General features: G+C 62.2%; 21 protein-coding genes and 1 tRNA gene. 15 read left to right on the top strand and 7 right to left on the bottom strand.

Annotation, left to right across the window (positions count from 1 at the left end; all coding sequences use genetic code 11):
• Position 1: 1 nt before the first annotated feature.
• The 3 genes from sufD (at position 2) to IC757_RS11710 (ending at position 4,065) form a co-directional block, all read left to right on the top strand.
• On the top strand, positions 2-1,204 hold the full coding sequence (sufD, locus tag IC757_RS11720; protein WP_190974495.1) for a Fe-S cluster assembly protein SufD: 1,203 nt from the start codon (positions 2-4) through the stop codon (positions 1,202-1,204).
• 31 nt (positions 1,205-1,235) lie between these two features.
• Entirely contained in the window at positions 1,236-2,483 is a 1,248-nt protein-coding gene (locus tag IC757_RS11715) for an aminotransferase class V-fold PLP-dependent enzyme (protein WP_190974494.1), read from the top strand.
• 199 nt (positions 2,484-2,682) lie between these two features.
• Positions 2,683-4,065: an aldehyde dehydrogenase family protein gene (locus tag IC757_RS11710; RefSeq protein WP_190974493.1), complete on the top strand. Its 1,383-nt coding sequence runs from the start codon at positions 2,683-2,685 to the stop codon at positions 4,063-4,065.
• 359 nt (positions 4,066-4,424) lie between these two features.
• Here the strand turns inward: IC757_RS11710 and IC757_RS11705 are convergent, their stop codons facing one another.
• Complete coding sequence (locus IC757_RS11705) at positions 4,425-5,027, bottom strand: hypothetical protein (protein WP_190974492.1); 603 nt, start codon at positions 5,025-5,027, stop codon at positions 4,425-4,427.
• Positions 5,028-5,133: 106 nt separating this feature from the next.
• On the opposite strand from IC757_RS11705, the gene sufU reads away from it, so the two are divergent.
• A complete protein-coding gene (gene sufU / locus IC757_RS11700; protein WP_190974491.1) occupies positions 5,134-5,568 on the top strand; it encodes a Fe-S cluster assembly sulfur transfer protein SufU in 435 nt (144 codons plus the stop codon).
• A 99-nt stretch (positions 5,569-5,667) separates the two neighbouring features.
• Here the strand turns inward: sufU and IC757_RS11695 are convergent, their stop codons facing one another.
• The 4 genes from IC757_RS11695 to IC757_RS11680 form a co-directional block, all read right to left on the bottom strand.
• Positions 5,668-6,678 (bottom strand): hypothetical protein, encoded by a 1,011-nt coding sequence (locus tag IC757_RS11695; RefSeq protein ID WP_190974490.1) that lies wholly within the window; start codon positions 6,676-6,678, stop codon positions 5,668-5,670.
• 71 nt (positions 6,679-6,749) lie between these two features.
• Positions 6,750-7,865 (bottom strand): serine hydrolase domain-containing protein, encoded by a 1,116-nt coding sequence (locus tag IC757_RS11690; protein WP_190974489.1) that lies wholly within the window; start codon positions 7,863-7,865, stop codon positions 6,750-6,752.
• Between the two features lie 24 nt (positions 7,866-7,889).
• Positions 7,890-8,603: an SDR family NAD(P)-dependent oxidoreductase gene (locus IC757_RS11685; RefSeq protein ID WP_190974488.1), complete on the bottom strand. Its 714-nt coding sequence runs from the start codon at positions 8,601-8,603 to the stop codon at positions 7,890-7,892.
• Positions 8,600-10,963 carry a prolyl oligopeptidase family serine peptidase gene (locus tag IC757_RS11680; RefSeq protein ID WP_190974487.1) on the bottom strand — a complete coding sequence of 788 codons (2,364 nt, stop codon included), beginning with the start codon at positions 10,961-10,963 and terminating at the stop codon, positions 8,600-8,602. The genes IC757_RS11685 and IC757_RS11680 overlap by 4 nt, the downstream gene beginning before the upstream one ends.
• Positions 10,964-11,389: 426 nt before the next feature.
• Between IC757_RS11680 and IC757_RS11675 the strand changes: the two genes are divergently transcribed.
• The gene (locus tag IC757_RS11675) at positions 11,390-11,815 is read left to right on the top strand and encodes a CopD family protein (protein ID WP_190974486.1); all 426 of its coding nucleotides are present in this window, start codon (positions 11,390-11,392) and stop codon (positions 11,813-11,815) included.
• A gap of 13 nt (positions 11,816-11,828) precedes the next feature.
• On the opposite strand, the gene IC757_RS11670 is transcribed toward IC757_RS11675, so the two are convergent.
• Positions 11,829-12,305 carry a DUF2231 domain-containing protein gene (locus tag IC757_RS11670; protein WP_190974485.1) on the bottom strand — a complete coding sequence of 159 codons (477 nt, stop codon included), beginning with the start codon at positions 12,303-12,305 and terminating at the stop codon, positions 11,829-11,831.
• Between the two features lie 55 nt (positions 12,306-12,360).
• Between IC757_RS11670 and coxB the strand changes: the two genes are divergently transcribed.
• The 10 genes from coxB to truB all read left to right on the top strand — a co-directional run bounded on the left by coxB (position 12,361) and on the right by truB (position 23,081).
• On the top strand, positions 12,361-13,020 hold the full coding sequence (gene coxB, locus IC757_RS11665; RefSeq protein WP_223846107.1) for a cytochrome c oxidase subunit II: 660 nt from the start codon (positions 12,361-12,363) through the stop codon (positions 13,018-13,020).
• Positions 13,017-15,527 carry a cytochrome c oxidase subunit I gene (gene ctaD, locus IC757_RS11660; RefSeq protein WP_190974483.1) on the top strand — a complete coding sequence of 837 codons (2,511 nt, stop codon included), beginning with the start codon at positions 13,017-13,019 and terminating at the stop codon, positions 15,525-15,527. Before coxB ends, ctaD begins: the two co-directional genes overlap by 4 nt.
• Positions 15,524-15,889 carry a hypothetical protein gene (locus IC757_RS11655; RefSeq protein WP_190974482.1) on the top strand — a complete coding sequence of 122 codons (366 nt, stop codon included), beginning with the start codon at positions 15,524-15,526 and terminating at the stop codon, positions 15,887-15,889. The genes ctaD and IC757_RS11655 overlap by 4 nt, the downstream gene beginning before the upstream one ends.
• The gene (locus IC757_RS11650; RefSeq protein WP_190974481.1) at positions 15,877-16,716 is read left to right on the top strand and encodes a cytochrome c oxidase assembly protein; all 840 of its coding nucleotides are present in this window, start codon (positions 15,877-15,879) and stop codon (positions 16,714-16,716) included. Before IC757_RS11655 ends, IC757_RS11650 begins: the two co-directional genes overlap by 13 nt.
• Before the next feature lie 84 nt (positions 16,717-16,800).
• Positions 16,801-16,877: transfer RNA gene (locus IC757_RS11645), tRNA-Met, on the top strand.
• 95 nt (positions 16,878-16,972) lie between these two features.
• Positions 16,973-17,455 carry a ribosome maturation factor RimP gene (gene rimP / locus IC757_RS11640; RefSeq protein WP_190974480.1) on the top strand — a complete coding sequence of 161 codons (483 nt, stop codon included), beginning with the start codon at positions 16,973-16,975 and terminating at the stop codon, positions 17,453-17,455.
• 46 nt (positions 17,456-17,501) lie between these two features.
• Positions 17,502-19,007 carry a transcription termination factor NusA gene (gene nusA, locus IC757_RS11635; RefSeq protein WP_190974479.1) on the top strand — a complete coding sequence of 502 codons (1,506 nt, stop codon included), beginning with the start codon at positions 17,502-17,504 and terminating at the stop codon, positions 19,005-19,007.
• 26 nt (positions 19,008-19,033) lie between these two features.
• Positions 19,034-21,622, top strand: coding sequence for a translation initiation factor IF-2 (gene infB / locus IC757_RS11630; protein WP_190974478.1), 2,589 nt, complete (start codon positions 19,034-19,036; stop codon positions 21,620-21,622).
• A 2-nt stretch (positions 21,623-21,624) separates the two neighbouring features.
• Positions 21,625-21,972: a 30S ribosome-binding factor RbfA gene (gene rbfA, locus IC757_RS11625; RefSeq protein WP_190974477.1), complete on the top strand. Its 348-nt coding sequence runs from the start codon at positions 21,625-21,627 to the stop codon at positions 21,970-21,972.
• A 227-nt stretch (positions 21,973-22,199) separates the two neighbouring features.
• The gene (truB, locus tag IC757_RS11620; protein WP_190974476.1) at positions 22,200-23,081 is read left to right on the top strand and encodes a tRNA pseudouridine(55) synthase TruB; all 882 of its coding nucleotides are present in this window, start codon (positions 22,200-22,202) and stop codon (positions 23,079-23,081) included.
• A 170-nt stretch (positions 23,082-23,251) separates the two neighbouring features.
• Here truB and IC757_RS11615 read toward each other — a convergent pair whose 3' ends face one another.
• Positions 23,252-24,070, bottom strand: coding sequence for an inositol monophosphatase family protein (locus IC757_RS11615; protein WP_190974475.1), 819 nt, complete (start codon positions 24,068-24,070; stop codon positions 23,252-23,254).
• Positions 24,071-24,113: the final 43 nt, after the last annotated feature.

Here is a 24,113-nt window from a genome sequence, read left to right as displayed (position 1 = left end):
GATGAGTGCACTGCTTGACCGACTGGCCGGCGATCAGCACCTCCCTGGCGATGATTTCGGCGCTATCCGCCGTCGCGCGCAACAGGCGCTGATGCAGCATGGTTTTCCCGACCTCAAGACCGAGGACTGGAAGTACACGCCGCTGAAACTGCTGGAGAAGCGTGAATTCAATGCCGATACCACGGGTGGGGCGGCATTGCCCGGGTTGCCTTTCGAGGCGACCGTGTTGCACTTTGACAATGGATGCCTGGATCTGGAGGGGCTGAAACTTCCAGAAGGGTTGCGCATCGAGCCGATCGGTGCTGATTCATTGGAGCAGGTGGAATACGGTGATCGCGCCGATGCCTTCGCCTGGCTCAATCTGGCCCGTTTTCAGCAGGGACTGCGGCTGGTGATCGAATCCGACCAGGATCGTCCTGTGGTGCTGGCTACGACCACGAACGAAGGCTTTGCCGCCGCTGTTCATCCCCGGCTGGAAATTGAAGTGGCCGAAGGCGCATCGGCCACGCTGATTGATTATCAGCAAGATGCCGGCGCCGGCTTGATCAATCGCGTGGTTGATGTCGAATTGGCTAAAGGCGCGAAACTCAACCATGTCATCCGCCGTGGCGGCGGTGACAGTGCCTGGATCGAGCGCAGCGTTGTCAATGTCAGCGATGATGCTGACTACCGGGTTCACGTGCTTGATTGCGGTGGCCGACTGACCCGACAGGATCTGAGCGTACAGTTGATGGCCGAGGGCGCCAATGGCGAGATCGACGGCATCGGACTGGTCAATACCCGTCAGCATATCGATTACCACACCGCCATCGATCACACGGTGGGGCATACCAGTAGCCGCGAATCATTCCGGCTTCTGGGAGACGGCAGCGGAGTGGGTGTGTTCAACGGTCGCATCCATATTCACAAGGACGCAGACGACAGTCATTCCGACCTGGAAACCGCGAACCTGCTGCTGAGCGAGCATGCACGCATCAACACCAAGCCCGAACTGGAAATCTATGCCGAAGAGGTCACTGCCAGCCATGGTGCGACCATCGGCCAGCTTGATGACGATGCCATGTTTTACCTGCGCTCGCGTGGTATCCCGGCCGATGAGGCCGGTGCGCTGCTCAAGTACGGCTTTGCCGCTGCCCCCTTGGAAGGTCAGGCCACTGAGCCGGTGCGCGAATGGCTGCTGGGTCAGTTGCGCGAGGTACTTTGAATGCTGAACCCTGTATTCGCGAGTGATACCGATGGATATCGTTGAATCGAAAGTCAGAGACCAACTCGATGTGCATGCGCTGCGCGAGCAGTTTCCAGTGCTCGCACGTGAAGTGCATGGCAAGCCGCTGGTCTACCTGGACAATGCGGCCACCGCGCAACGACCGTTGAAAGTGATCGAGGCGATGGATGGCTTCTACCGTCGCTACAACGCCAATGTGCATCGCGGCGTGCATCAGCTTTCGGTCGAAGCATCGGAACAGTTCGAGCAGTCACGCGCGGCTGTTGCCCGCTTACTCAACGCTGGCAGCGATCGCGAGATCGTGTTCACGCGCGGCACGACCGAAGCCGTCAACCTGGTGGCCAACAGCTATGTGCGGCCTCGGCTCAAGCCCGGCGACGAAATCCTGATCACGCACATGGAGCACCACTCCAATATCGTGCCCTGGCAGATGCTGTGCGAGCAGACCGGGGCGGTGCTCAAGGTGGCGCCCATCAATGAGCGTGGCGAACTGCTAATCGATGAATTCGAGAGTCTGATCAGTGAACGCACCTGCATCATCGGTGTGGTGCATGTCTCCAACGCACTGGGTACGGTCAACCCCGTTGCCGAGATCTGCGCGATGGCAAAGAAGCATGGGGTCCCTGTGCTGGTCGATGGCGCCCAGGCCACGCCACATGAAAAGGTGGACGTGCAGACGCTGGGCTGTGATTTCTACTGCGTGTCTGCGCACAAGATGTATGGGCCGACCGGTATCGGTGCGCTGTGGGCGCGCGAGGATCTGCTCGAAGCCATGCCGCCCTGGCAGGGTGGCGGCGAGATGATTCAACGGGTCAGTTTCAATGGCACGACCTACAACGATATCCCGCACAAGTTCGAAGCCGGCACCCCCAATATTTCCGGCGCCATCGGTTTCGGTGCAGCCGTAGAGTTCATCGAGGAAATCGGCATCGAGCGCATTGCTGATCATGAAATGCGGCTGCTCGACCATGCCACGCAGGAAATGTCGAAGATCGAGGGTCTGACCATCATTGGTCAGGCCGAGTACAAGGGGCCGGTAGTGGCATTCACCGTCGACGGGGCGCATCCCAACGACATCGGAACCATCATCGACCATCATGGCGTGGCCATCCGCACGGGCCATCACTGTGCCATGCCGGTCATGGAATTCTTCGATGTGCCGGCCACGGCCCGGCTGTCATTCGCCGTTTACAATCTGCATTCGGAAATCGATGTGTTTCTCGAAGGCCTGGAACAAGCCCAGGCCATGCTGGCCTGATGGCTTCTGTCATTACTGACCCGGCGGGTGCCTGCTCGAGTTGGTTCGGTCGTTCCTCGGTCTGCGAGACTGGCCGGTCGACAATCTGGTTGTCGGTGTGGTCGTAGTGGAGGGCGGCGCGCGGGCTCTGGTCGCCTCATTGTAAGGGGCATGGGGTTGACCGAACCGTCGCAAGCTTCAATGCCATCAAGGAGCGAACATGCCGATTGAACAAGCTGACTACCCGGCCATGCTGGCTGACCTGCGCCACGGCTTTCAGCGTGGTCTGACTCGACCGCTGGCCTGGCGCAGGCAGCAGCTCTCGGCGATCGAAAGTTTGTTGACCGAAAACGAACCGCGCATTGCCGCAGCCCTGGCTGCCGACCTGGGCAAGCCCGAGCAGGAGGTCTACATGGGCGAGCTCTCGCTGGTGTTGAGTGAGGCCCGGCATGCACGCAAGCGCTTGCGACGCTGGTCTCGACCACGGCGCGTATCCACACCAATGGTCGGTCAGCCCGGTCGCAGCTGGGTGCAGCCCGAACCTTTGGGGGTGGTGTTGATCATGGGTGCCTGGAATTACCCCGTGCAGCTGGTGCTCGGGCCGCTGATTCCGGCACTGGCGGCCGGCAACTGTGCCGTGGTCAAGCCCTCCGAGATTGCTGCCGTCAGCTCGGCCTTGATGGCAGAACTGATTCCGCAGTATCTAGACAATGACGCCGTGCGGGTCGTCGAGGGTGCCGTAGAGGAGACTACGGAGCTGCTCAAACTGCGTTTTGATCATATTCTCTATACCGGTGGCGCCCATGTCGGGCGCATCGTCATGCGTGCAGCCGCCGAACACCTCACACCGGTGACCCTGGAGCTGGGTGGAAAGAGTCCGTGCGTGGTCGATGCCGGTGCCGACCTCAAGTCGGCGGCACGACGCCTGACCTGGGGCAAGTGCCTCAATGCCGGCCAGACCTGCATTGCACCGGATTACGTGCTGGTAACTCCCGAACAGCGCGAGCCACTGATCAGGGCCATCGAATCCGAACTCGAGGCCATGTATGGCAGCGATCGGCTGGGCAGTGCTGATTTCGCCCGGATCATCAATCGGCACCATTTCGACCGGCTGGCCGGCTATCTGGACAATGGACGGGTAGCGATCGGTGGCCAGGTTGACGAAGCCGGTTGCCGCATCGAGCCGACCGTACTGACCGATGTGGCCGCTGACAGCCCGGTCATGCGCGAAGAGATTTTCGGGCCCATCCTTCCGGTGATTGCAGTGGCCGATCTGGACGAGGCGATTGCCTACATCATCCGACGAGATAAGCCGCTCGCCGCTTACCTGTTTACCCGAAGTCGCGATAGTCAGAGACGTTTCGTTGAACAGGTCAGCACGGGCAACCTGTGTATCAACGACGTGCTGATGTTCATGTCGGTACACGAGCTGCCGTTTGGCGGGGTCGGAATGAGCGGCATGGGGCAATATCATGGCCGGGCCGGCTTTGACCGATTCTCGCACTTGAAAGCGGTGATGAAGCGTAGCCGGTTTCCGGAAGTGCCCCTCCGTTTCCCACCCTACACGGCGCTGAAACAGCGTCTGCTCAAGATGGTGGGTTAGGGAGCCTCTGAATAACTCTGCGCGGGCGCGACGGGCCTTTGCGGCAGAAACGCGCTCCGCGCAGAGCTGCTACTAATGCGGTCACTAATCAGCAGACACACAGAGCTTCGGAGCCGGTCACCGGCAAGGCGCGCGAGCGCAGGCATAGTGGACCTATGTCAAGCGAGCGGAACACGCGCAGCCGGCCCCGTGCCGAGTGCTTTTTGCCTTCGGCAAACCGCAATCGGCACGGGGCCTGCGCTGCGGGTGACCGGCTCCGAAGCTCTGTGTGTCTGCTGATTAGTGACCGCATTAGAGGCTCCTTAGCGTACTCGGTTTCCAGTGGTGGCCCAAGGTCCTGAGATAGCTGATGGCCTTGTCTACTTACCTGCCGGGTTAATGACCCGCCATGTACCCCATATCGGGTTGCCGCGGACTTCGATGCCCAGTTCGCGCAGCCAGTCGGCAACGACATGGTTGGAGTTGTAGAAGACCGTGTAGTCGACCGGGTCGTGGACGAACTCCAGATCGTAGTTCGGGTTGTAGTGCAGGGTGTCGATGTTGTCATTGAAACGCTGTTCCAGTTTCCGGTCTAGCGCGTCGATATGCTCGGATTCTGCGGCCAACTCGTGAATCTCCCGGATGACCACGGGCACCTGGCGTCGAATGGCGGCCTCGTCGGGTGGGCCGGCCAGTTCCTTGCGGCCCAGTGCTGCTTGGGTCGGGAAGAACAGGGTCGGCCAGACCCGAAAGAAGCCGGTCTCCTGTAGTGCATACCAGCGCCACTCGCCGTAGAGATAGCGGACCATGGAGTCGTCTTCCCGGGTCAGCACCAGGGTGGAATGACGCCCGTGGTCCAGCAGGTAGGCGGAGCGGGACTGATCGAAAGTGGTGGCATCCGGCTGCGTCACAGTGCCGACACAGCCGGCGAGCAGGATGCCTGAAACGATCAGCAACAGGCAGGTTCGTGCCGCAACAATCATGTGATCTACATACCTGCCGGGTTAATGGTGTCTGGGTTCGTCGATTATTGTCCGGTACGGCTCAGGGCATGTCCAGTCCGCTTCACGCTGGTAGAATTCGCGGGCTATGGTTCTCGACAAGCTCTACCAGCAACTGGTGCTCGACCATAATCGAGCACCCCGCAACTTCGGACCCCTGTCTGGCGCGACACACGCCGCGCGCGGACATGATGCCCTGTGCGGAGACGATATCCTGGTGGAGTTGGTTGTGGAAGAGGATCGCATTGCTCGGGCCGGGTTTTCCGGAGAAGCCTGCGCCATCACCAAGGCATCGGCCTCTATGCTGACCGAGTGGCTGGCTGGGCGTTCGAGGGCTGAGTTCGAGCAGGCCTTCGCGCGATTCGAGCAGATGCTGGCCAATCCTGACACCCCTCCATGTCCCGACCTCGGCGATATCAATGAGCTGCAAGCCGTCAGCGACTTCCCGGCCCGCGTGCGCAATGCGCTGTTGCCGTGGAAGACGGTGCTGCGGGCATTGGGGGGGGTGATGGGTGAGCCATGAGGCGCACCCACGTACCAACGGACCGTTAGTAACCAACGAAAACCCCGCCACCCGAAGGATGGCAGGGGCTCCGATTGACCTCAATCGGTAGTCAAGAGCTCAGGACTTGCCCGGCTCCGGGGCACCACCTTGTGGCGGTTCATCACTATCCGGCGTGGCCGTGCCCTTCTCTCGGTCCCAGTCCATGGCCTTGGTCTTGAACTCACCGAATTTCTTCGACACGCCATTGAGCTTGGCTTCCCACTCGGGGTTGGGTTCCTGTCCCTCGGTGACCTTGAAGAACACCTGCATCAGCGCGGTCATGCCGATGGGCTCGATCACCGACTGTTTCACGCCCCAGGCGAAGATCACCGCGGTAATCAGCGCCAGCGGGCCGGCCATGGCCGGAATGACGGCAACCAGGGCAATCATGGGGCCGAGAATCACCAGGAACACTAGAAAGGTCAGCGCCCAGATGATGAAGGCTAGCCAGAAAGCGTTCTTGAGAAAGGCCTTGTAGTTCTGCGCGTAGAGGATCAGCGCGGTCTGGCTCGAGCGCCAGGGGTTGTCGGACTTGGTGCGGATGTTGTGGGCCAGGATGACCTCATCGAGGTAAGTCAGCGACAGGTTGACCACAGTGTTGATGAACTTCACCACGCCCTGCAGTCCCGGAATGGGGATGAAGGAGGTAATGGTGAAGAATGCACGGTTGAAGGCCCTGAGCACCACCTTGATGAGCTGGTCGACGCCGAACAGTACCGAGGATTCGGCGAAGCGTTCGCGCACGACCTGCTGGGCATGATCAATCTGGCCGCGTCCGCCAGGCAGTTCCTTGCCTTCCATGAGCTCGACCAGCACGGCGATGTGCCCGGCCTTGACCATGTAGAGCAGGTACTCGCGTAGCAGGTAGGCGATGGCGGACATGATGCCAAAGCCCACCAGCCCGCCGAAGAAGCTGAATGCGCCCGGTTCGCCGCCAATCATGCCGATGCCGTAGCCGATGCCTGCGCCCACGCCGGTCAACAGAATGTAGGCCAGGGTAATGCCGAAGTAGATCAGAAACCGAAAAATCAGGAATGGAAGCGTTCGGGCCATCAGGCCCAGTACTTCCCCGATCTTGAAATCCATCATATCCAGACCCTCCGCAGAGTAGGTGATTTTGTACATTCCATCATACGGGATTCCGAACGCGGATCTGCCATTCAGTATTCAACCCCCAGCCGTCGTCCCAGGGTGCGGCTGATTTTGTCGGCCCGGAATTCGGTATGTGCCGAGGCGACGAAGATGAGCAGGTCGTTGCCCATGTGCCACGACATGTCGGCCGTGAAGCCGCCTTCCTTGCCGGTGTGGCCAATGACCGGCCCCCATCGCCCGTGCCGGAACTGAAGACCGTAGCCATATTGCAATCCATCCGGTTCGCGCACCTGGGGTTCCAGCCAGCAGCTCATCCAGGGTTCGGGCAGCCAGGTACCCCGGCGCACGGCGCGCCACCAGTCCAGAATGCCGGCCGGCCGGGCCAGCATGTCGCCGACCGCCCGCATGTTGTAGCCCATGCCGTCATCCAGGTGCGCATGCTCAAGCCAGTGGCCGAGATCCTCGTGCGGGGTACGGGCGCGCACCAGTTCGCCGGTTTGCCAGCCGGCCTTGTGCACACCGATCTCGGTGACACCGGCCGGGAGCAGGATCTGGTCGCGCAGGTAGTTTTCCCAGGGCTGGCCGGAGACTGATTCGATGATGGCGGCGATCAGTCCGTAATTGACGTTGCTGTAGCGAAACCGTCGCCCCGGGCGATCGGGCTCGGAGCGCTGGATACGGTCGATGAAGGCATCACGTTCGATGCGCTCGAAGCGATGTTTGATTGGGTCTCTGTGGCGCATGATCTCGGCCGGCAGGCCGGCTGTCTGCGTCAGCAAATGGGTCACCCGGATATCGGCCCAGGGGGAGCGCAGGGTGTCGAGATGAAGGCCGATGGGGTCGTCGAGGGACAGCTTGTCATCAGCGGCCAGTCGGAAGATCGCGCTGGCCGCCAGTGGCTTGGTGATCGAGGCCAGCGGCATGACTGCATCTTCGCCGATGGGGCGTGAGTCGTCGATGGCCATGGTGCCGTAGCCCGACAGCAGCAGCACCTCGTCGCCGCTGGCGATCAGGGCCTGTCCGGCGAAGCCGCGTCGCTCCAGGCGCTGAAGCTCCCGTTCGACCCGGTCGATCCGTTGCTGGAAGTCTTCGGGCGATGGAGCCGTGGCGCAGGCGGCCAGCAGGAGCGCAGTCAGGGCGCAGGCGATCAGGCGGCCAGCCAGTCGTCCCGGGGTCAGCCTCATGCCACCGATGCCTCGTTGCTTGACCTACATGTCGCGGATATCGACGAATGCTCCCGATTCGTAATCGTTCTTGAGCGTGTCGAGCAGATCGATGATGCCGTCGCCGGCAGCCCTCGGCCCCGGCATGTCATCGGTGCCGCGTGCGTCCCTGAGTTTCTGTACCGAGGGAAAGTCTTCGCTGTCAACCTCTTCGCACAGGTAGTCCTGCATGCCGGTATCGACCAGTCCGGGCGCCAGGGAGACCAGGTGGGTGTCGGGCATCTCTTGGGCGTAGAGCTGGATCAGGTTGTTCAGGGCGGCCTTGCTCAGCGAGTAGCCCCCCCAGCCATAGTTCATGTTGACCGCCGCGCCCGAAGAGATCGCCACCACCTGGTCAACCGGAAGCTGGCGTTCGATCAGCCAGTCCAGTATGACCTTGTTGGCCCAGACGTTGACCCGCATCATGTGTTCCAGGTCATGCACGTCGGTGTGCGATATCTCCTGAATACGACCGAGGATGCCGGCATTGAGAATGACGAGATCCAGTCGCAGGCAGTCCGACAACAGGCTATCGAGCCCTTCATCGATGCTGTTGAGACTGCCGAGATCCTGGATGCGGTCGCGCAGGACATCGTCGTACTTGGGCTTGAGTGCACAGCCGCTTCGGCTCATGCCCCAGACGATGGCGTCTCGCTCCAGCAGGGCTTCGGTCAGGCCAAACCCGAGTCCGGTGCTGTTGCCGGTGATGAAGACATTCATTGTGTCCCTCCGATGGTGCGTTCAAACAGATCGAGAATGCGCTGGTACTGATCGCGCCAGCTCTCCGGCCGGGTAAATGCGTGGCGTTCGAGCGGATAGGTGGCCAGCTCCCAGTTGTCCTTTTCCAGGTCGAGCAGGCGTTGAGCCAGCCGCACGACATCCTGGTAGAAGACGTTGTCGTCGAGTATGCCAGCGGTCATCAGCAGGTGGCCTTCCAGACCTTCGGCGAATTCGATCGGTGAACTGCGTTCGTAGGCTACCGGGTCCACCTCGGGCGTATTGAGAATGTTCGAGGTGTAGGAGTGGTTGTAGTGGGCCCAGTCCGATACCGGCCTGAGTGCGGCACCGGCAGCGAACCGTTCAGGGGCGTTGAACAGAGCCATGAAGGCCATGAAGCCGCCGTAGGATCCGCCGTAGATGCCGATGCGATCCGGATCGGCATCGTGGTTGTCGATCAGCCAGTCGGCACCGTCGATGTAGTCTTCCAGTTCCGGGGTGCCCATTTGGCGGTAGATGGCGGTGCGCCAGTCTCGTCCGTAGCCGGCGCTGGCGCGGAAGTCCATGTCGAGCACGTGATAACCGCGTTCGGTGAGCAGGTTGTGGAACATCTGTTCGCGGAAATACTGCGGGTAGCGGTAGTGCACGTTCTGCAGGTAGCCGGCGCCGTGCACGAACATCACCACCGGATGACGGTCGCCGCCATGCGGCGGTTCGGCGCGGGCCGGGTAGAAACGCGACCAGATCGCGCCGGCGCCGTGGCTGGATTCCACCGCGACGATTTCGGGCATCTGCCACTCGATGGCGCGGTATTCCTCGGTGCGGGTGTCGGTCAGTGCGGTCAATTCGCCACTGTTGGCATTCACCAGCCCGACTTGGGCCGGCAGGTAGGTTTCGGAGTAGCGGACCAGGATTTGGTCGTGGCCTGGCAGGACGGCAAAATCCTCGATGCCCCGGTGCTCGGTGATGCGCTCGAGGTTCCCGCCTGCGATGTCGAGCCGGTAGAGGTCGTACTTGCCCGGATGACTGCGGTTGGACAGTACGATGGCGTGATCACCTTCGGGTAGCATGACCGGGTTCATGACCTCGAAGTCGCCACGGGTGATCGCACGGGCCGAGCCACCGGACGCATCCACGGTGTAGAAGTGACTGTAGCCGGATTCCTCCGACAACAACCACAGGGTTTCCGAGTCGGGCAGCCAGCCGAAATCATTGAAAGCCCAGTTGATCCAGGCCTCGTCGGTGAGTCGGTGGCGGTTGTCCAATTCGGCTTCGCGCGGGTCGAGCACGGCCAGCCAACGGTCCTTGTTGTCGTTGGCGCGCACCTGCACGGCGGCCAGGTGGCCATCGGGGTGCCATTGCATGCCCATGAAGCTCACGGCGCGGTTTTCGCCTTCGGGCAGCGGGTCGATGTCCTGGGCCTTTTTCAGGTCGGCCAGGGGGTCGTCCTGTATGCCGGGCAGTTCATCGAGTGACAGTTCGTGCTTCTCGCGCTGTTCCAGGTCGAGCAACCAGAGCGACTGCGCGGCCGGCTCGTTGCGACCCACGCGCGTGCGTTTTTCTTCCTGCTCGATGTAGCCGTCGATAGTGACATAGTGAGGCAGCGAATCGGTTCGTCCGGGCTGGTGGGCAGCCGACTGCACCGCGACCAGCAGCCAGCGGCCATCGGGCGACAGGCTGGATTGGGTGGGTTGCATGCCTTCGCCCAGATACCAGGGGGCCGGCGAACGGGTGGGGTCCTCGTGCGCTGCGCGTTCGGCCTCCTGGCGCCGCTCGCGCTGATCATCCAGGTCTTCGCGCAGGCTGGAGAACAGGCGAAGTTGCATTTTGGCCAGGCTGTCATCGGGCTCGGCGTCGGGTTCGTCCTCGAATTTCAGATCGGCGACCGGCCAGGCCAGTTGCTTGACAAGGTCATGCATCCACCAGCTGTTGCCACGACGAAACAGGATGCGGTCCCCGTCGGGGCCGAATGTCGGCTGGCTGTCGGTGTCGGTGGTGCGTGTGAGCTGTTGCGGGCGGTCCTGGTCGGGCAGGCGCACGAACAGATTGCCGTCGCGCGTGAACGCGGCGCGGCCCGTGTCGCGGTGGAACACGGGGTTGGCAGCATCGATGCCGGCGTGATCGGCAAAGTCGAGGCGCTCGTCATCGCCGCTGGCCAGGTCTATGCGGTGAATGTCGCGAAGGGTCGATTCATCGCGCTTGATGCGATAGTAGACGGCGTCGCCGTCGAGGCTCCACCACGCTTGCTCGACCGGTGACCCCATCCATTCCGGGTCGGCCATGATCTGTCGCAGTTCGGGGGTCTGGGCCAGGGCGAACGGTGCCAGCAGCAACAGGGCTGCGGTGATCAGCTTGTTGTTCATTGAGCGCGCTTTTCCGTTTGATGGGTTCGATTTGATGGGTTCGATTCGGGCATTGATTCTAAGCCAATCCAGTCAGCATACCGCAACCGGTGGGCCGGGCGGGCTGATCGCCGGCCGGGGCAGCCGATGCCCGCGTGCACTCGATCATTTGCCTCGGCGAACCGGGCCCGCCGGTCATGTGCTGCGCGGTACCCTTCATCCGGCCGGCATGTCGGCGAATCAGAATTCTGCGTCCACCAGGCTCTGCCCACCCTGCCATTGATCGGTCCGGTTTTCCAGCCCGTGTACGACCGCCAGGTCCAGGGCCATCCAACTATCCAGACAGAACCATGGCCGAGAAACATGCGTAGGCAGATTGAAGTCTCCTGCCGATGAATCGTGTAGGCTCTGTGCAATCCGAGGTCTTGAATTCCGGTGGTCGGATCCGTGAGTGCCTACATCCTGATCAAGCTGGTTCACATCGCGGCCATCGCCGTGTGGAGTGCGGCGCTGCTTTACCTGCCCGGTCTGTTCGCCCGCCACCCCGGTGTGGCCGGGCGGCCCGAGGCGTTTCGTCGTCTGCGTTACCAGACGCGCCTGGTCTACGTTGGACTGATGTCGCCGGCGGCCGTGATTGCCGTGGTCAGCGGGACTGTGCTGGTGTTTCTTGCCGCGCAGCTGGGGGGATGGATCGTGCTGAAACTGTTTGCCGTGGCGGCCATGGTGCTGCTGCACGTGTATCTTGGCCGCCTGATGGGGAAACTCTACGAGACGCCGGAATGGCGGCGTCCGGCTGCCCACCTGGTGTTGCTGGTGCCGGGTGTGATGGTCATTGCCCTGGTGATTGTGCTGGTCAGCTGGAAGCCGATCTGATGCGCCGATTTGATCAGTCACCGTCGTCCTCGACGACCCCGATCTTGTGGTCGAAGACCAGGTTGGCGCCGAGCCAGCCCGATACACCGACCATCACGGCGCCGAGCAGGCTGAGCAGAAAGCCCCAGGGCAGGATCATCTCTACGGGTCCGGCCAGGCGCAGAAACCAGTTGGTAAAGGCAATGGAGATCAGTGTGACGGCAGCAATGAAATGGCTCCAGCTTACCCCGCGGCGCCGCACGCCGGGAATCAGCAGCAGCTCGACGGTGCCGGCCAGCCCTGCCGCCAGTCCGGTGCACGCGCCCGCGGCCACCAGCCATAGCGACACGCGGGCCCAGAAGTCGTCTTCCAGCAGTATCCAGGCCAGGTCGGTCGCGGCCACGCTCATCAGGAACGCAATCGGGAAGGTCACCATCATGGCGTGCAGCGGGTGGCCGGCAATGGCCACGCGGCTTTCACGATCGTCGTCCGGTAACGGTTCCCGGGGCATGGACAAGTTCGCGGATCAAGTGAAGCCACATCGTATCACCGCATCGGTCGTGTACATGTCTGTCCTGCTGGGGGGCTGTGGCGGACCGATGTCGGCCCTGGAGCCGGCCGGGCAGGGCGCGGCCGACATCGCCTGGATCACCTGGGCCATGCTGATCGGTACCGGGGTGTTCATGCTGTTGATGTCGGCGTTCTGGCTGCACGCGGTCTACCGTCGCGACAAGCGGCCGCTTGCCATCGGCACGCGGTTTCTGTTGCTGGGCGGTGGCGTGGTCCTGCCGCTGATCGTGATTACCCTGCTGTTGGTCTATGGTGTTCGCAGCGGTCATTCCATGCTGCCCATCGGTGAGGCTGATCTGACCGTGGAGGTGACCGCCTTCCAGTGGTACTGGGAGTTCGAATACCCCGAGGTCGATGGCGCGCAGGTGGTCACGACCGATGAATTGCATCTGCCGGTAGGCCAGCGTATCGATTTCAATATCTTGACGGCCGATGTCATCCACTCGTTCTGGGTGCCGGTACTCGGCGGCAAGGTGGATGCCATTCCGGGCCGCACGAATACGCTCCGCCTGGAACCGACGCACACCGGGCGTTTCCGTGGCCAGTGTGCCGAATTCTGTGGCGCGTTGCATGCGCACATGGCTTTTGATGTCGTTGTTCATGAAATCGAGGATTTCGAGGACTGGCTGCAAGAGCAGGCGGGAGCGCAACGATGAGTCTGACCACCGATCAGCTGGCCGAAGAAAGAGTGCGACTGGACCACCTGTTCTCCACGCCGCCCGGCTTCGGCCGCCTGGCGGCGGTCAACCACTCGGTGATCGGGCTGCGGTTCATTATCGTCAGCCTGGTGTTCTTCGTGGTTGGCGGGCTGCTGTCGATGCTGATTCGCGCCCAGCTCGCCATCCCGGGAAACGAGTTTCTCGACAACGCGGCCTACAACCAGATCTTCACCATGCATGGCACGGTGATGATGTTCCTGTTCGCCATTCCGCTGATCGAGGGCCTGGCGCTGTATTTCATCCCCAAGTTTCTGGGTGCGCGTGATCTCAGTTTCCCGCGGCTCAGTGCGTTTGGCTTCTGGTGCTTCGTGTTTGGCGGGTCGATCCTGCTGGTATCGATGTTTCTGGGCGTGGCGCCGGACAGTGGCTGGTTCATGTACACCCCGCTGTCATCCGGCGAGTTCACGCCGGGTATCAATGCGGATGTCTGGCTGATTGGCGTGACCTTCGTGGAAGTGTCGGCCATTGCCTTTGCCATCGAACTGGTCACAACGGTACTCAAGGTACGAAGTGGGGGCATGAGCCTGAGCCGGATGCCGCTGTGGGGCTGGTACATTCTGGTCACCGCACTGATGATGGTGGTGGGCTTCCCACCCCTGATTCTTGCCTCCATTCTGCTCGAGATCGAGCGCGCCTTCTCCTGGCCATTCTTCAATGCTGCCCTGGGGGGGGATCCGCTGCTCTGGCAGCATCTGTTCTGGCTGTTCGGCCATCCCGAGGTCTACATCATCTTCCTGCCGGCTGCCGCCGCGGTGTCGATGATGATCCCGACTTTTGCCCGTCGCGCCATTGTCGGCTACAACTGGGTGGTGGCCGCGGTTGTTGCCACCGGTTTCATCAGTTTCGGGTTGTGGGTGCACCACATGTTCACCGTCGGCATTCCGCACCTGGCGCTGGTTTTCTTCTCGGCGGCCAGCATGTTCGTCGCCATCCCCACGGCCATCCAGTTCTTTTCCTGGCTGGCCACGTTGTGGAAGGGGCGTCCGGTGGCTCGGCTGCCCATGCTCTACCTGTTCGGTTTCCTGTTCATTTTTGTTTGCGGGGGGCTGACCGGCGTGATGCTGGCACTGGTGCCCTTTAACTGGCAGGCACACGATACCCACTTTGTGGTCGCTCACCTGCATTACGTGCTGATCGGCGGGTTCGTCTTTCCGCTCCTGGCCGCAGCCTACTACTGGCTGCCGTTGATCAGCGGCAAGGCGCCCTCGGAGCGGCTGGGAAAGTGGGCTTTCTGGCTGATCTTCATCGGCTTCAACCTGACTTTCCTGCACATGCACTTTACCGGCCTGGTCGGCATGCCGCGGCGTGTCTACACCTACCCGGAGGGCCTGGGCTGGGAGTGGCTCAACCTGGTCAGCTCCATCGGCGGTTTCGTGCTGACCATCGGCTTTGCCGCCTTCTTTCTTGATTTGGTGGTCCGCCTTCGTGCCGGCCCACCGTCGCCGATCAACCCCTGGCAGGCCGGTTCCCTGGAGTGGAGCCTGGATCATCCGCCGGCTACCTACAACTTTGCCGCACTGCCGCATGTGACCTCGCGCGAACCCCTGCGCGATCAGGCGGATCTAGACCAACAGATTCGCGGCGGCGAGGGATATCTGCCGACGGCCCGCAATGGCTGGCAGGAAACCCTGGGCGTGCATCCGCTGACCGGGCGACCGGACCAGATCATCCTGTTGCCGGGGCCGAGCTATCTGCCGCTGATTACCGCCAGCCTGCTGGCCGTATTCTTTGTCGGTTTTCTGCTCGGCGCCTACTGGGTTTCCGCCCTGGGGGCCGCAGCCGCGCTGGTCGCGGGCTTCCGCTGGGCCTGGAGCACGGGACTGGACCGTGACTGGCACAAGCAGGATGCCGGTCGTGAGCTGGTGCTGCCGCTGCATGCGCAGGTCCATGACGCACCGGGCTGGTGGGGCATGCTGGTCGGGCTGCTGGTCAATGGCACGTTCTACATCACCTTGCTGTTCGGCTATCTCTACCTGTGGGCCGTGGCGCCGGAATGGCCGCCGGAGTCGTTCGTTCGGACCTCGCTGCCGGCCGTGGGCATAACACTGTTTGCCGTATTGGCGGCACTCTTCGGTTTTCATCGCGCGGTCAAGGTCAACGCCGGCAATGCCAGCCCGGTTTCCGCCCTGATCCTGGCACTGGCCGGTGGTTTGATTGCCACTGCCGGATTGACGATGCAGCTTGTGAATGACGTGGCCGAGCCAACCAGTCATGCCTACGCCGCCGTGACCTCGTTCCTGCTGGGGTATCTGACCTTGCACGCGTTCATTGCGGCCATGATGGGGATCTACGCACTGTTGCGCTGGCGGGCGGGCTTCATTTCTCCGCTTCGCAGCCTGGACTTGCGCGTCATCCGACTTTGGGCGCTCTACACCGCGCTGGTCACGCTGATCGGGGTGGCGCTGGTGCATGGTTTGCCGCCGCTGCTGGGGGAGTCGGCGTGACGGCCTGGCCTGGAATCGGCGCCTTGCTGCGCATGAGCGCGGGCCTGATCCTGTGGTTCAGTTGCTTTGTCATGCTCTATGCCGGCTACTCGCTGGGCTGCCAGCACTTCGAGGGCGCCGCATCGGACGGCCGGGTCAACCCGGTCACCCTGTCGTTGCTGATCGCCGGCTTCGGCCATGCGCTGGTGATTGCCCTGCTACTGGCGCGGCACCGGCTGCGGCCCGTGCGCGCCCAGTCAGATGAGGGCGAGCGCAGTCGGCAGTTTCGTCACCGGGTCGAGGGGCTGGTCTTGTGGGTGTCGCTGACCGGCGTGTTGTTCATCCTCTTCCCAGTGCTCATGGTGCCGCCGTGCGCTGGCTGATCGGGGCAGGGCTGCTGGTGCCGGTGGCGGCCTCGGCACACGGGCCGGGTGAGTTGTTCCTTGACTGGGTGGCCTGGGCGCTGCTGCTGGCACTGGTGGGCTACCTGGCCGGGTTGTTGCGCGCTGGTCGCAGGCCCGCGCTGTGGCGGGTTGCGCTTTATGTCACCGGGTGGTCGTTGCTGGCGATCTCGCTGGTCGGCCCGGTGGAGCATTGGGCGCATGCCAGTCTGGCCGGGCACATGGTGCAGCACATGATGCTGCTGGCCGCGGCCCCGCCGCTGATTCTGCTGGCTCGGCCCATGCCGCAATACATGATGGCGCTGCCGCCGGCTGCGCGGCGGCGAGCCGGGCCGATCCTGGGCGGCCTCTATGGCACCACGGCATCGGCGCCGGTGACGGCATTCATCGTGCACGGGCTGGTGATCTGGCTGTGGCATTTGCCGCTGCCCTACCAGCTGGCGCTGGAGCACCGCCTGATTCATGACCTTGAGCATCTGGCCTTTTTTGCAACCGGGATGTGGTTCTGGTGGACGCTGGTTGCCCCCGGGCGTCTGGGTACCGGTGGTTTCGGCCTGGCCGCGGTGCTGGCGGTGCTGACCATGATGCATACCGGCATGCTCGGCGCCCTGATGACTTTTGCGCCGCAACTGCTGTACCCGGACCATCCGGCCGGATTTGCTGGCCTGGACAAGCTCAGTGACCAGCAACTGGCCGGTCTCCTGATGTGGGTGCCCGGCGGACTGATCTACACCGTGGCAGCGTTGATACTGGCCGGATTCTGGCTGCAGCGCATATCCGCTGCAAATACCTGCGCGGATCGGATATAATTCGCTCCGCGTTGCCACTTGTGGGGCGCTGGCCGGACGAGACTTGAAAGCATTTTCGATCGGCCGTATACTAGAGAACTCGATTGCGGGGTGGAGCAGTCTGGCAGCTCGTCGGGCTCATAACCCGAAGGTCGCAGGTTCGAATCCTGCCCCCGCTACCAGGTTTTTGGAAGCGAAAAAAGCCCCTGGTCAAAGGGGCTTTTTTCGTTACAGGGAACCGGACCCTTGCCGGTGCCGACGCGACACGGAGACGAGCATGGCCGCGACGGACAAGCTGAAAGCGCTGCTGGCGCCGGTGATCGAGGATCTCGGCTACGAGTTCGTTGGCGTGGAGTATCACGCCAACCCCAAGAATCGACTGGTCCGTATCTACATCGACCAGGGCGACGAGGGTATCGGCGTCGAGGATTGCGAGCGGGTCAGCCGTGAAGTCTCGGCGCTGATGGATGTCGAGGAGCCCGTGCCGGGCCAGTACACGCTGGAGGTGTCCTCCCCGGGTGTCGAACGCCCCCTGTTCGAGGCTGAGCATTTTCAGCGCTTCGCAGGTGAAGTGGCGCGCGTGATGCTGCATGCGCCCCAGGATGGGCGACGCAAGTTCAAGGGCAGCATTGTGCGTGCCGACGAGAACAGCGTGGTTCTGCTGGTTGACGGAGTGGAGCATGAATTGCCGCTGGATGCCATCAGGCGGGCGGAACTGGCACCGGATCTTGATGCGTTGTTTGCCGGAGACGCCGGCTGAGTTTCTCAACTTTAGTGAATGAACAGATGAATCGGAAAGCTTGGTCATGAAGAAGGGCAAGGAAATCCTGCAGGTGGTGGAAGCCGTCTCCAATGAGAAGGGCTTGCCGCACGAAACGATCTTCGAGGCCATCGAGGCCGCGCTGGCTTCGGCTGCCCGTCGTCGTCATCCCGAAGATGTCGAGGTTCGCGTCGCGATCGATCGTGATACCGGCGAGTACGAGGCCTTCCGGCGCTGGGAAGTGATCTCCGACGACGAGGAAGAGGCCGAGCTGGAATCTTCAGACAGGCAGATTCGTCTGAGCGATGCCCGTGAACATGATGCCGACCTTGAGGTCGGCGACTTCATCGAGGAGCCGATGGAGCCGCCGGAGTTCGGGCGCATTGCCGCCCAGGCCGCCAAGCAGGTGATCGTGCAGCGCGTACGCCAGGCCGAGCGTGCACAGGTGGTCGAAGCCTATGAAAGCCGGGTCGGCGAGCTGGTCAGTGGTCAGATCAAGCGCATGGAGAAGGGCGGGGTGATGCTGGATCTGGGCGAGAACGCCGAGGCCTTTATCCCCTCCCGACATACCATCCCGGGCGAGACGGCGCGAATCAATGATCGCGTGCGTGGCTACCTCTACGAGGTGCGGCCCGAGCAGCGTGGTCCGCAACTGTTCATCAGCCGGACTTGCAAGGAATTTCTGATCGAGCTGTTCAAGCTGGAAGTGCCCGAGTTCGGCCAGGAGCTCATCGACATCAAGGGAGCGGCCAGAGACCCGGGGCGGCGCGCCAAGATCGCCGTACAGGCACTGGATGACCGCACTGATCCGATCGGTGCCTGTGTCGGCATGCGCGGTTCGCGCGTTCAGGCCGTATCCAATGAACTGGCTGGCGAGCGTATCGACATCATTCTGTGGGACGAGAACCCGGCCCAGTTCGTGATCAACGCCATGGCGCCGGCCGAAGTGCACTCCATTGTCGTTGACGAAGACTCGGGCAGCATGGACATCGCTGTCGAGGAAGAGAATCTGTCCCAGGCCATCGGGCGCGGCGGACAGAACGTCCGGCTGGCTTCGGAACTGACCGGCTGGAATCTCAACGTCATGACGGTTGAAGAGGCCGAACAGAAGAGTGAATCGGAATCGCGCACCATCCTGGAGATGTTCAAGGAAAAGCTGGATGTCGATGAAGAGATCGCCAACATTCTCGTCCAGGAAGGCTTTACCAACGTCGAGGAAGTAGCCTACGTGCCCGAATCGGAATTGCTGGGTATCGAGGAGTTCGACGAGGCGGTGGTTGGCGAGTTGCGCCAGCGTGCCAGGGATGCGCTGCTGACACAGATGATCGCTTCGGAAGAAGAGCTCGAAGAGCATCGCCCGGAGCAGGATCTGCTGGATCTGGAAGGCATGACCGATACTATTGCCTTCCGTCTGGCCGAGAAGGGCATCCGAACACGCGACGATCTGGCAGAATGCTCGGTCGACGAGCTTGAAGACGTCAAGGATCTGGAACCGGACACGGCCGCCGAGCTGATCATGAAGGCGCGTGCCCACTGGTTCGCGGAAGAGTAAACGAAAGAGATTGCAAGGAAAACTGCATGTCCCAGGTCACTGTTACACAACTGGCTGAGGTGTTGGGGATCGATGTCGATCGCCTGATCACTCAGCTCAATGAAGCCGGCATCAAGGTGGATGACCCGGCCGCTTCGGTGACCAATGAAGACAAGAAGAAGCTCCTGAGCTATCTCAGGTCTACCCACGGCAAGCAGGCTGTTGACGAAGCCAGCACGCCGCGCAAGGTCACCCTCAAGCGCAAGACGGTCAGCGAGCTCAAGGTGCCTTCGGGTGGCGCCGGTCGTACTCGTGGTCGTGGCGCGGCGCCATCGCGCACGGTAAACGTGGAAGTGCGCAAGCGGCGCACGTACGTCAAGCGGCGCGAGATTGCCGAGCAGGAGCAGTCCGATCCCGAGCGCGAAGCAGCGGCCCGGGCGCTGGAGGAAGCGCGCCGTGAGCGCGAGGAAGCCGAGCGTGCCGAGCGCGAGGAGGCCGAGCGTCGGCGTGCAGAGCAGGAAGAGCAGGAGCGCAAGGAGGCCGAGGAGCGCGAGAAGCGCGAGGCCGAAGAGGAAGAGCGCCGCAAGGAAGCCGAGCGGGCGCGTGCCGAGCTTGAGGCTCAGCGCCGGGTAGAAGAGAAAGTGGCGCGTGAGGCGGCCCGCAAGGAAGCCGAGCGCAAGGCCTCGAAAGGGCGTGAGGCCAAGGACAAGCCATCCAAGGATGCGGGGACGCGGTACGGACGCGAAGAATTGCATATCGGCCCCAAGAGCAAGCGCCGCAAGCCCAAGGGCAAGCAGCGTCGCGCCGGCAAGGTGGCGGGTGTGTCCACCGAGCACGGTTTCCAGAAGCCGACCGCCCCGGTCAAGCGGGTCGTCGAAGTGCCCGAAACCATTACCGTGGGCGATCTGGCCCGCGAGATGGCGGTCAAGGCCGGCGAGGTGATCAAGGCACTCATGAATATGGGCACCATGGTCACGATCAACCAGCCACTGGACCAGGAGACGGCCATACTGGTGGTCGAGGAAATGGGTCACGAGGCCAAGGTCGCCGAAGACAAGGACATCGAGCAGGAGCTGGTGGCCGAGGAAGAGGTGGCCGAAGGCGACGAAGTCACGCGTCCGCCGGTGGTTACGGTCATGGGCCATGTCGACCACGGCAAGACGTCGCTGCTGGACTACATCCGGCGCGCCAAGGTCGCTTCCGGTGAACAAGGCGGCATTACCCAGCATATCGGTGCCTACCACGTCGAGACCGATAACGGGGTCGTGACCTTTCTCGATACTCCGGGCCATGCCGCGTTTACCGCCATGCGTGCCCGGGGCGCCAAGGCTACCGACATCGTCATTCTCGTGGTGGCCGCCGACGACGGCGTCATGCCGCAGACCAAGGAAGCCATCCAGCACGCGCGGGCGGCCGATGTGCCCCTGATCGTGGCGGTCAACAAGATGGACAAGCCAGAGGCCGATCCGGATCGGGTCAAATCCGAACTGGCTGCCGAGGAAGTGGTGCCGGAAGACTGGGGTGGCGAGGAGATATTCGTGCCGGTATCAGCCATCAGCGGAGATGGCATCGACGATCTGCTTGAATCCATCCTGCTGCAGTCGGAAGTGCTCGAGCTCAAGGCCGTGCCTTCGCGTCGTTGCCGCGGTGTGGTGGTGGAGTCTTCGCTGGACAAGGGGCGTGGCCCGGTCGCCACTATCCTGGTTCAGGATGGCACTTTGCGCCAGGGCGACACCATTCTGGCCGGCGAGGAGTTCGGGCGCGTGCGAGCCATGTTCGACGAGGCCGGTCAGCCGATTACCGAAGCTGGTCCGTCCATCCCGGCCGAGGTGCTGGGTCTGTCGGGTGTGCCTAACGCCGGTGACGACGTGCTGGCGGTGGCCGACGAGCGCAAGGCGCGCGAGGCGGCAGACCAGCGCAAGCAGGCCGCCCGCGAGGGTCGCCTGGCCGAGAAGCAGGCGGCCAAGCTGCAAAGCCTGTTTGATCAGATGGGCGAGGGCGGCTCCTCCGAGGAGCAGCAGAACGTCAACCTGGTTATCAAGGCCGATGTTCAGGGTTCGGTCGAAGCACTCAAGGATGCGCTGACCCGCCTGTCCAATGATGAGATCAAGGTCAACGTGGTGGCATCCGGTGTCGGTGGTATTACCGAGTCCGATGCCAGCCTGGCGCAGGCCTCGGGCGCCATCATCATCGGCTTCAATGTCCGTGCTGATGCTGCCGCACGGAGAATCATCCAGGAAGCTGATCTCGACCTGAATTACTACAGCGTCATCTATGACGCCATTGACGACGTCAAGAAGGCCATCAGTGGTCTGCTGGGCACCGAGACCAAGGAACAGATCATCGGCCTGGCCGAGGTCAAGGATGTTTTCCGGTCTTCCAAGCTGGGTGCCGTGGCCGGGTGTCTTGTGGTCGAGGGCGTGGTCAAGCGTGCCAACCCGATTCGTGTGCTGCGTGACAATGTGGTCGTGTTCGAAGGTGAGCTTGAGTCACTGCGCCGTTTCAAGGACGACGTCAGCGAGGTTCAGGCCGGTACCGAGTGCGGCATTGGCGTGAAGCAGTACAACGACGTCAAGCCAAACGATCAGATCGAGTGTTTCGAGCGCGTTGAAGTGCAGCGCTCGCTCGACGACTGACGATGAGCACCCCGCGCTCAGAACGTGTATCCGGTCTGCTCCGGCGGGAACTTGCAGAGATCCTGCACGGGGAGTTTGAATATGAACTCCCCACGGGCCTGATTACGGTGACTGACGTCGAGGTCGCACGCGATCTGTCTCATGCCAAGGTCTACGTGGCGGTGCTGGAAATCGAGCAGGCACCGGATATCCTGAGCTTTCTCAACGAGCATGCCGGCCAGGTACGCCACGAACTCGGCAAGCGCGTGCGCCTGCGCCTGACCCCCAGCCTGAAGTTCATCCATGACACCTCCTCGGAGTCCGGCGAGCGCATCGAACAACTGCTGGCGGCCGCACGCAAGAGATCCTGAGCTCATTGGTAAGACTCAATGTCCTGATGCGAATGATGGCGATGCACCTGATTCGCCGTTGATTGCTGTTTTGCCGTAGTCGTCAACCTTTGCCGTAGTCGTCAACCTTTGCCGTAGTCGTCAACCATTGAATCTGTGTTCATCTGCGGATCAATTGATCGCGCTGAATGTCTGCTGATTAACGACCTCATTAGTAAACATGCTCCTGGAACAAAGCATTTGATCCCATGACTGCAAGCGGAATTCTTCTGCTCGACAAGCCGTCCGGCATCACTTCCAATGCCGCGCTGGGGCGGGCCAAGCGCATTCTGGGCATCAAGAAGGCCGGGCACACGGGCACGCTAGACCCCATGGCTTCCGGGCTGCTGGTGCTGTGTTTCGGCGAGGCCACCAAGGTTTCGGCCTTTCTGCTTGATGCCGACAAGGCCTACGAGGCCGAGCTTTGTCTCGGAGTCGAAACCGACAGCGAGGATGCCGAGGGCGAGGTGGTTGCCGAGCGCGAACTGCCGCCGCTGGACGAAGCGGCGATCGAGCGGGTGCTGGAAGGTTTTCGGGGCGACATAGAGCAGGTGCCGCCCATGCATTCGGCGCTCAAGCACAAGGGGCAGCGTCTCTACGAACTGGCACGCCGGGGAGAGACGGTCGAGCGGCCGCCCCGCGCGGTCACCATCCATGAGCTCCGGCTGCTGGATGTCGATCTGCCGAAAGTCCGGATTGGTGTCAGGTGTTCAAAGGGCACCTACATTCGTTCTCTTGCGCGCGACATCGGTCAGTTGCTGGGCTGCGGCGCCCACCTGAGCGGCTTGCGGCGTACGTTGAGTGCGCCGTTCAGCATCGATGCCGCCATTTCCCTGCAGGGCCTGGACGAACTCGAACGTGAGCCGGCCCGATCCCTGCTCCTGCCTCCCGATCGAGCCCTGGAGCATCTGCCCGAATTGCATCTGGACGGTGAGCAGACCCGGCGAGCGCGCCACGGTCAGACCATCGCCGGCTTGCCCGACTCGCATGAGGGGCTGGTGCGGATTTACGGTGAAGAAGCCTTTGTGGGCATTGGCGAAATGGACGGGCAGGGGCGATTGCGGCCGAAGCGCTTGCTGGCCGCGGGTTGATGCCCGCTCTGATCCCTTGCTTTGTGTAATTGTGGCTTGGGTGGCTTCGAGGCCGGTCTCAGGCGGGAGAATCCGCTTCAGTTCAACGCAGTGGCGAGGCCTTCAGCGGATCCTCCCGCCTGCGACCGCCGCGTTGTGTTGGTGGAGGGTGAAAAGGATCAGCGGCTTGCTCAGTCTCTTCTTGCCACCCGTGCATGCATGGCCTCGGTGACATGCGGATCGATGGCTGCGCGCATCGGAGTGATGAGCTTGTAGGGCGCGGCAATGATGTGACCGGAGTTCAGCCAGTTGTCGCCGCCGGCGATATCCATGACCACGCCGCCGGCCTCCTGGACCAGCAGCGCACCGGCGGCCGAGTCCCATGGCTGAAGCCCCAGTTCCCAGTAGCCATCGAGGCGGCCGCAGGCCACGTAGGCCAGGTCCAGCGAGGCCGTGCCGGCCCGGCGGATGTCCTCGATTTTCTCGAACAGTGAATCGAACATGCCCTGGTAACCTTCCATCAGGCGCCGCTTGCGGAACGGGAAAGCGGTGCCCAGCACGGCCCCCGAAAGCTCCTTGCGTCCGGACACGCGCATGCGCTGGCTATTGAGAAACGCGCCCTCGCCACGGCTGGCGGTGAACAGCTCCTCGCGCACCGGATCGTAGACCACGCCATGCTCGATGCGCCCGTGGGCCATAAACGCGATGGACACGGCAAAGTGCGGAATGCCACGCAGGTAGTTGCTGGTGCCGTCGATGGGATCGACCACCCAGACGAAGTCACTGTCGCCGCGATGACCATTTTCCTCGCCCAGGATGGCGTGATCGCGATGGTGCTTGAGGATATAGTCGGCGATGATCTGCTCACAGGCCCGGTCCACGTCACTGACATAGTCATGGCGTGCCTTGCGCTCCACCGGAATCCCTTCCAGCCGCGAGCGGTATTTCATCATCAGATCACCGGCCCGGTGGGCGGCTTCGGTCGCGAGGTTGATGTAGGGGTTGGTCATGGGAGGGGCAGGTTAAAGGTAAAAAGGTTAAAGGTAAAAGGGG

Source organism: Wenzhouxiangella sp. AB-CW3 (assembly GCF_014725735.1).
GTDB lineage: Bacteria > Pseudomonadota > Gammaproteobacteria > Xanthomonadales > Wenzhouxiangellaceae > Wenzhouxiangella.
This window is presented reverse-complemented; position numbering and strand designations above follow the sequence as displayed.

Excerpts from the sequence above, each read along its gene's own strand:
- IC757_RS11695 (WP_190974490.1), bottom strand. The coding sequence starts at position 6,678 with ATGATGGATTTCAAGATCGGGGAAGTACTGGGCCTGATGGCCCGAACG.
- IC757_RS11615 (WP_190974475.1), bottom strand. The coding sequence starts at position 24,070 with ATGACCAACCCCTACATCAACCTCGCGACCGAAGCCGCCCACCGGGCC.
- IC757_RS11690 (WP_190974489.1), bottom strand. The coding sequence starts at position 7,865 with ATGAGGCTGACCCCGGGACGACTGGCTGGCCGCCTGATCGCCTGCGCC.
- nusA (WP_190974479.1), top strand. The coding sequence starts at position 17,502 with ATGAAGAAGGGCAAGGAAATCCTGCAGGTGGTGGAAGCCGTCTCCAAT.
- rbfA (WP_190974477.1), top strand. The coding sequence starts at position 21,625 with ATGAGCACCCCGCGCTCAGAACGTGTATCCGGTCTGCTCCGGCGGGAA.
- sufU (WP_190974491.1), top strand. The coding sequence starts at position 5,134 with ATGGTTCTCGACAAGCTCTACCAGCAACTGGTGCTCGACCATAATCGA.
- IC757_RS11705 (WP_190974492.1), bottom strand. The coding sequence starts at position 5,027 with ATGATTGTTGCGGCACGAACCTGCCTGTTGCTGATCGTTTCAGGCATC.
- IC757_RS11680 (WP_190974487.1), bottom strand. The coding sequence starts at position 10,963 with ATGAACAACAAGCTGATCACCGCAGCCCTGTTGCTGCTGGCACCGTTC.
- IC757_RS11710 (WP_190974493.1), top strand. The coding sequence starts at position 2,683 with ATGCCGATTGAACAAGCTGACTACCCGGCCATGCTGGCTGACCTGCGC.
- ctaD (WP_190974483.1), top strand. The coding sequence starts at position 13,017 with ATGAGTCTGACCACCGATCAGCTGGCCGAAGAAAGAGTGCGACTGGAC.
- truB (WP_190974476.1), top strand. The coding sequence starts at position 22,200 with ATGACTGCAAGCGGAATTCTTCTGCTCGACAAGCCGTCCGGCATCACT.
- IC757_RS11685 (WP_190974488.1), bottom strand. The coding sequence starts at position 8,603 with ATGAATGTCTTCATCACCGGCAACAGCACCGGACTCGGGTTTGGCCTG.
- IC757_RS11715 (WP_190974494.1), top strand. The coding sequence starts at position 1,236 with ATGGATATCGTTGAATCGAAAGTCAGAGACCAACTCGATGTGCATGCG.
- rimP (WP_190974480.1), top strand. The coding sequence starts at position 16,973 with ATGGCCGCGACGGACAAGCTGAAAGCGCTGCTGGCGCCGGTGATCGAG.
- coxB (WP_223846107.1), top strand. The coding sequence starts at position 12,361 with ATGTCTGTCCTGCTGGGGGGCTGTGGCGGACCGATGTCGGCCCTGGAG.
- sufD (WP_190974495.1), top strand. The coding sequence starts at position 2 with ATGAGTGCACTGCTTGACCGACTGGCCGGCGATCAGCACCTCCCTGGC.
- infB (WP_190974478.1), top strand. The coding sequence starts at position 19,034 with ATGTCCCAGGTCACTGTTACACAACTGGCTGAGGTGTTGGGGATCGAT.
- IC757_RS11670 (WP_190974485.1), bottom strand. The coding sequence starts at position 12,305 with ATGCCCCGGGAACCGTTACCGGACGACGATCGTGAAAGCCGCGTGGCC.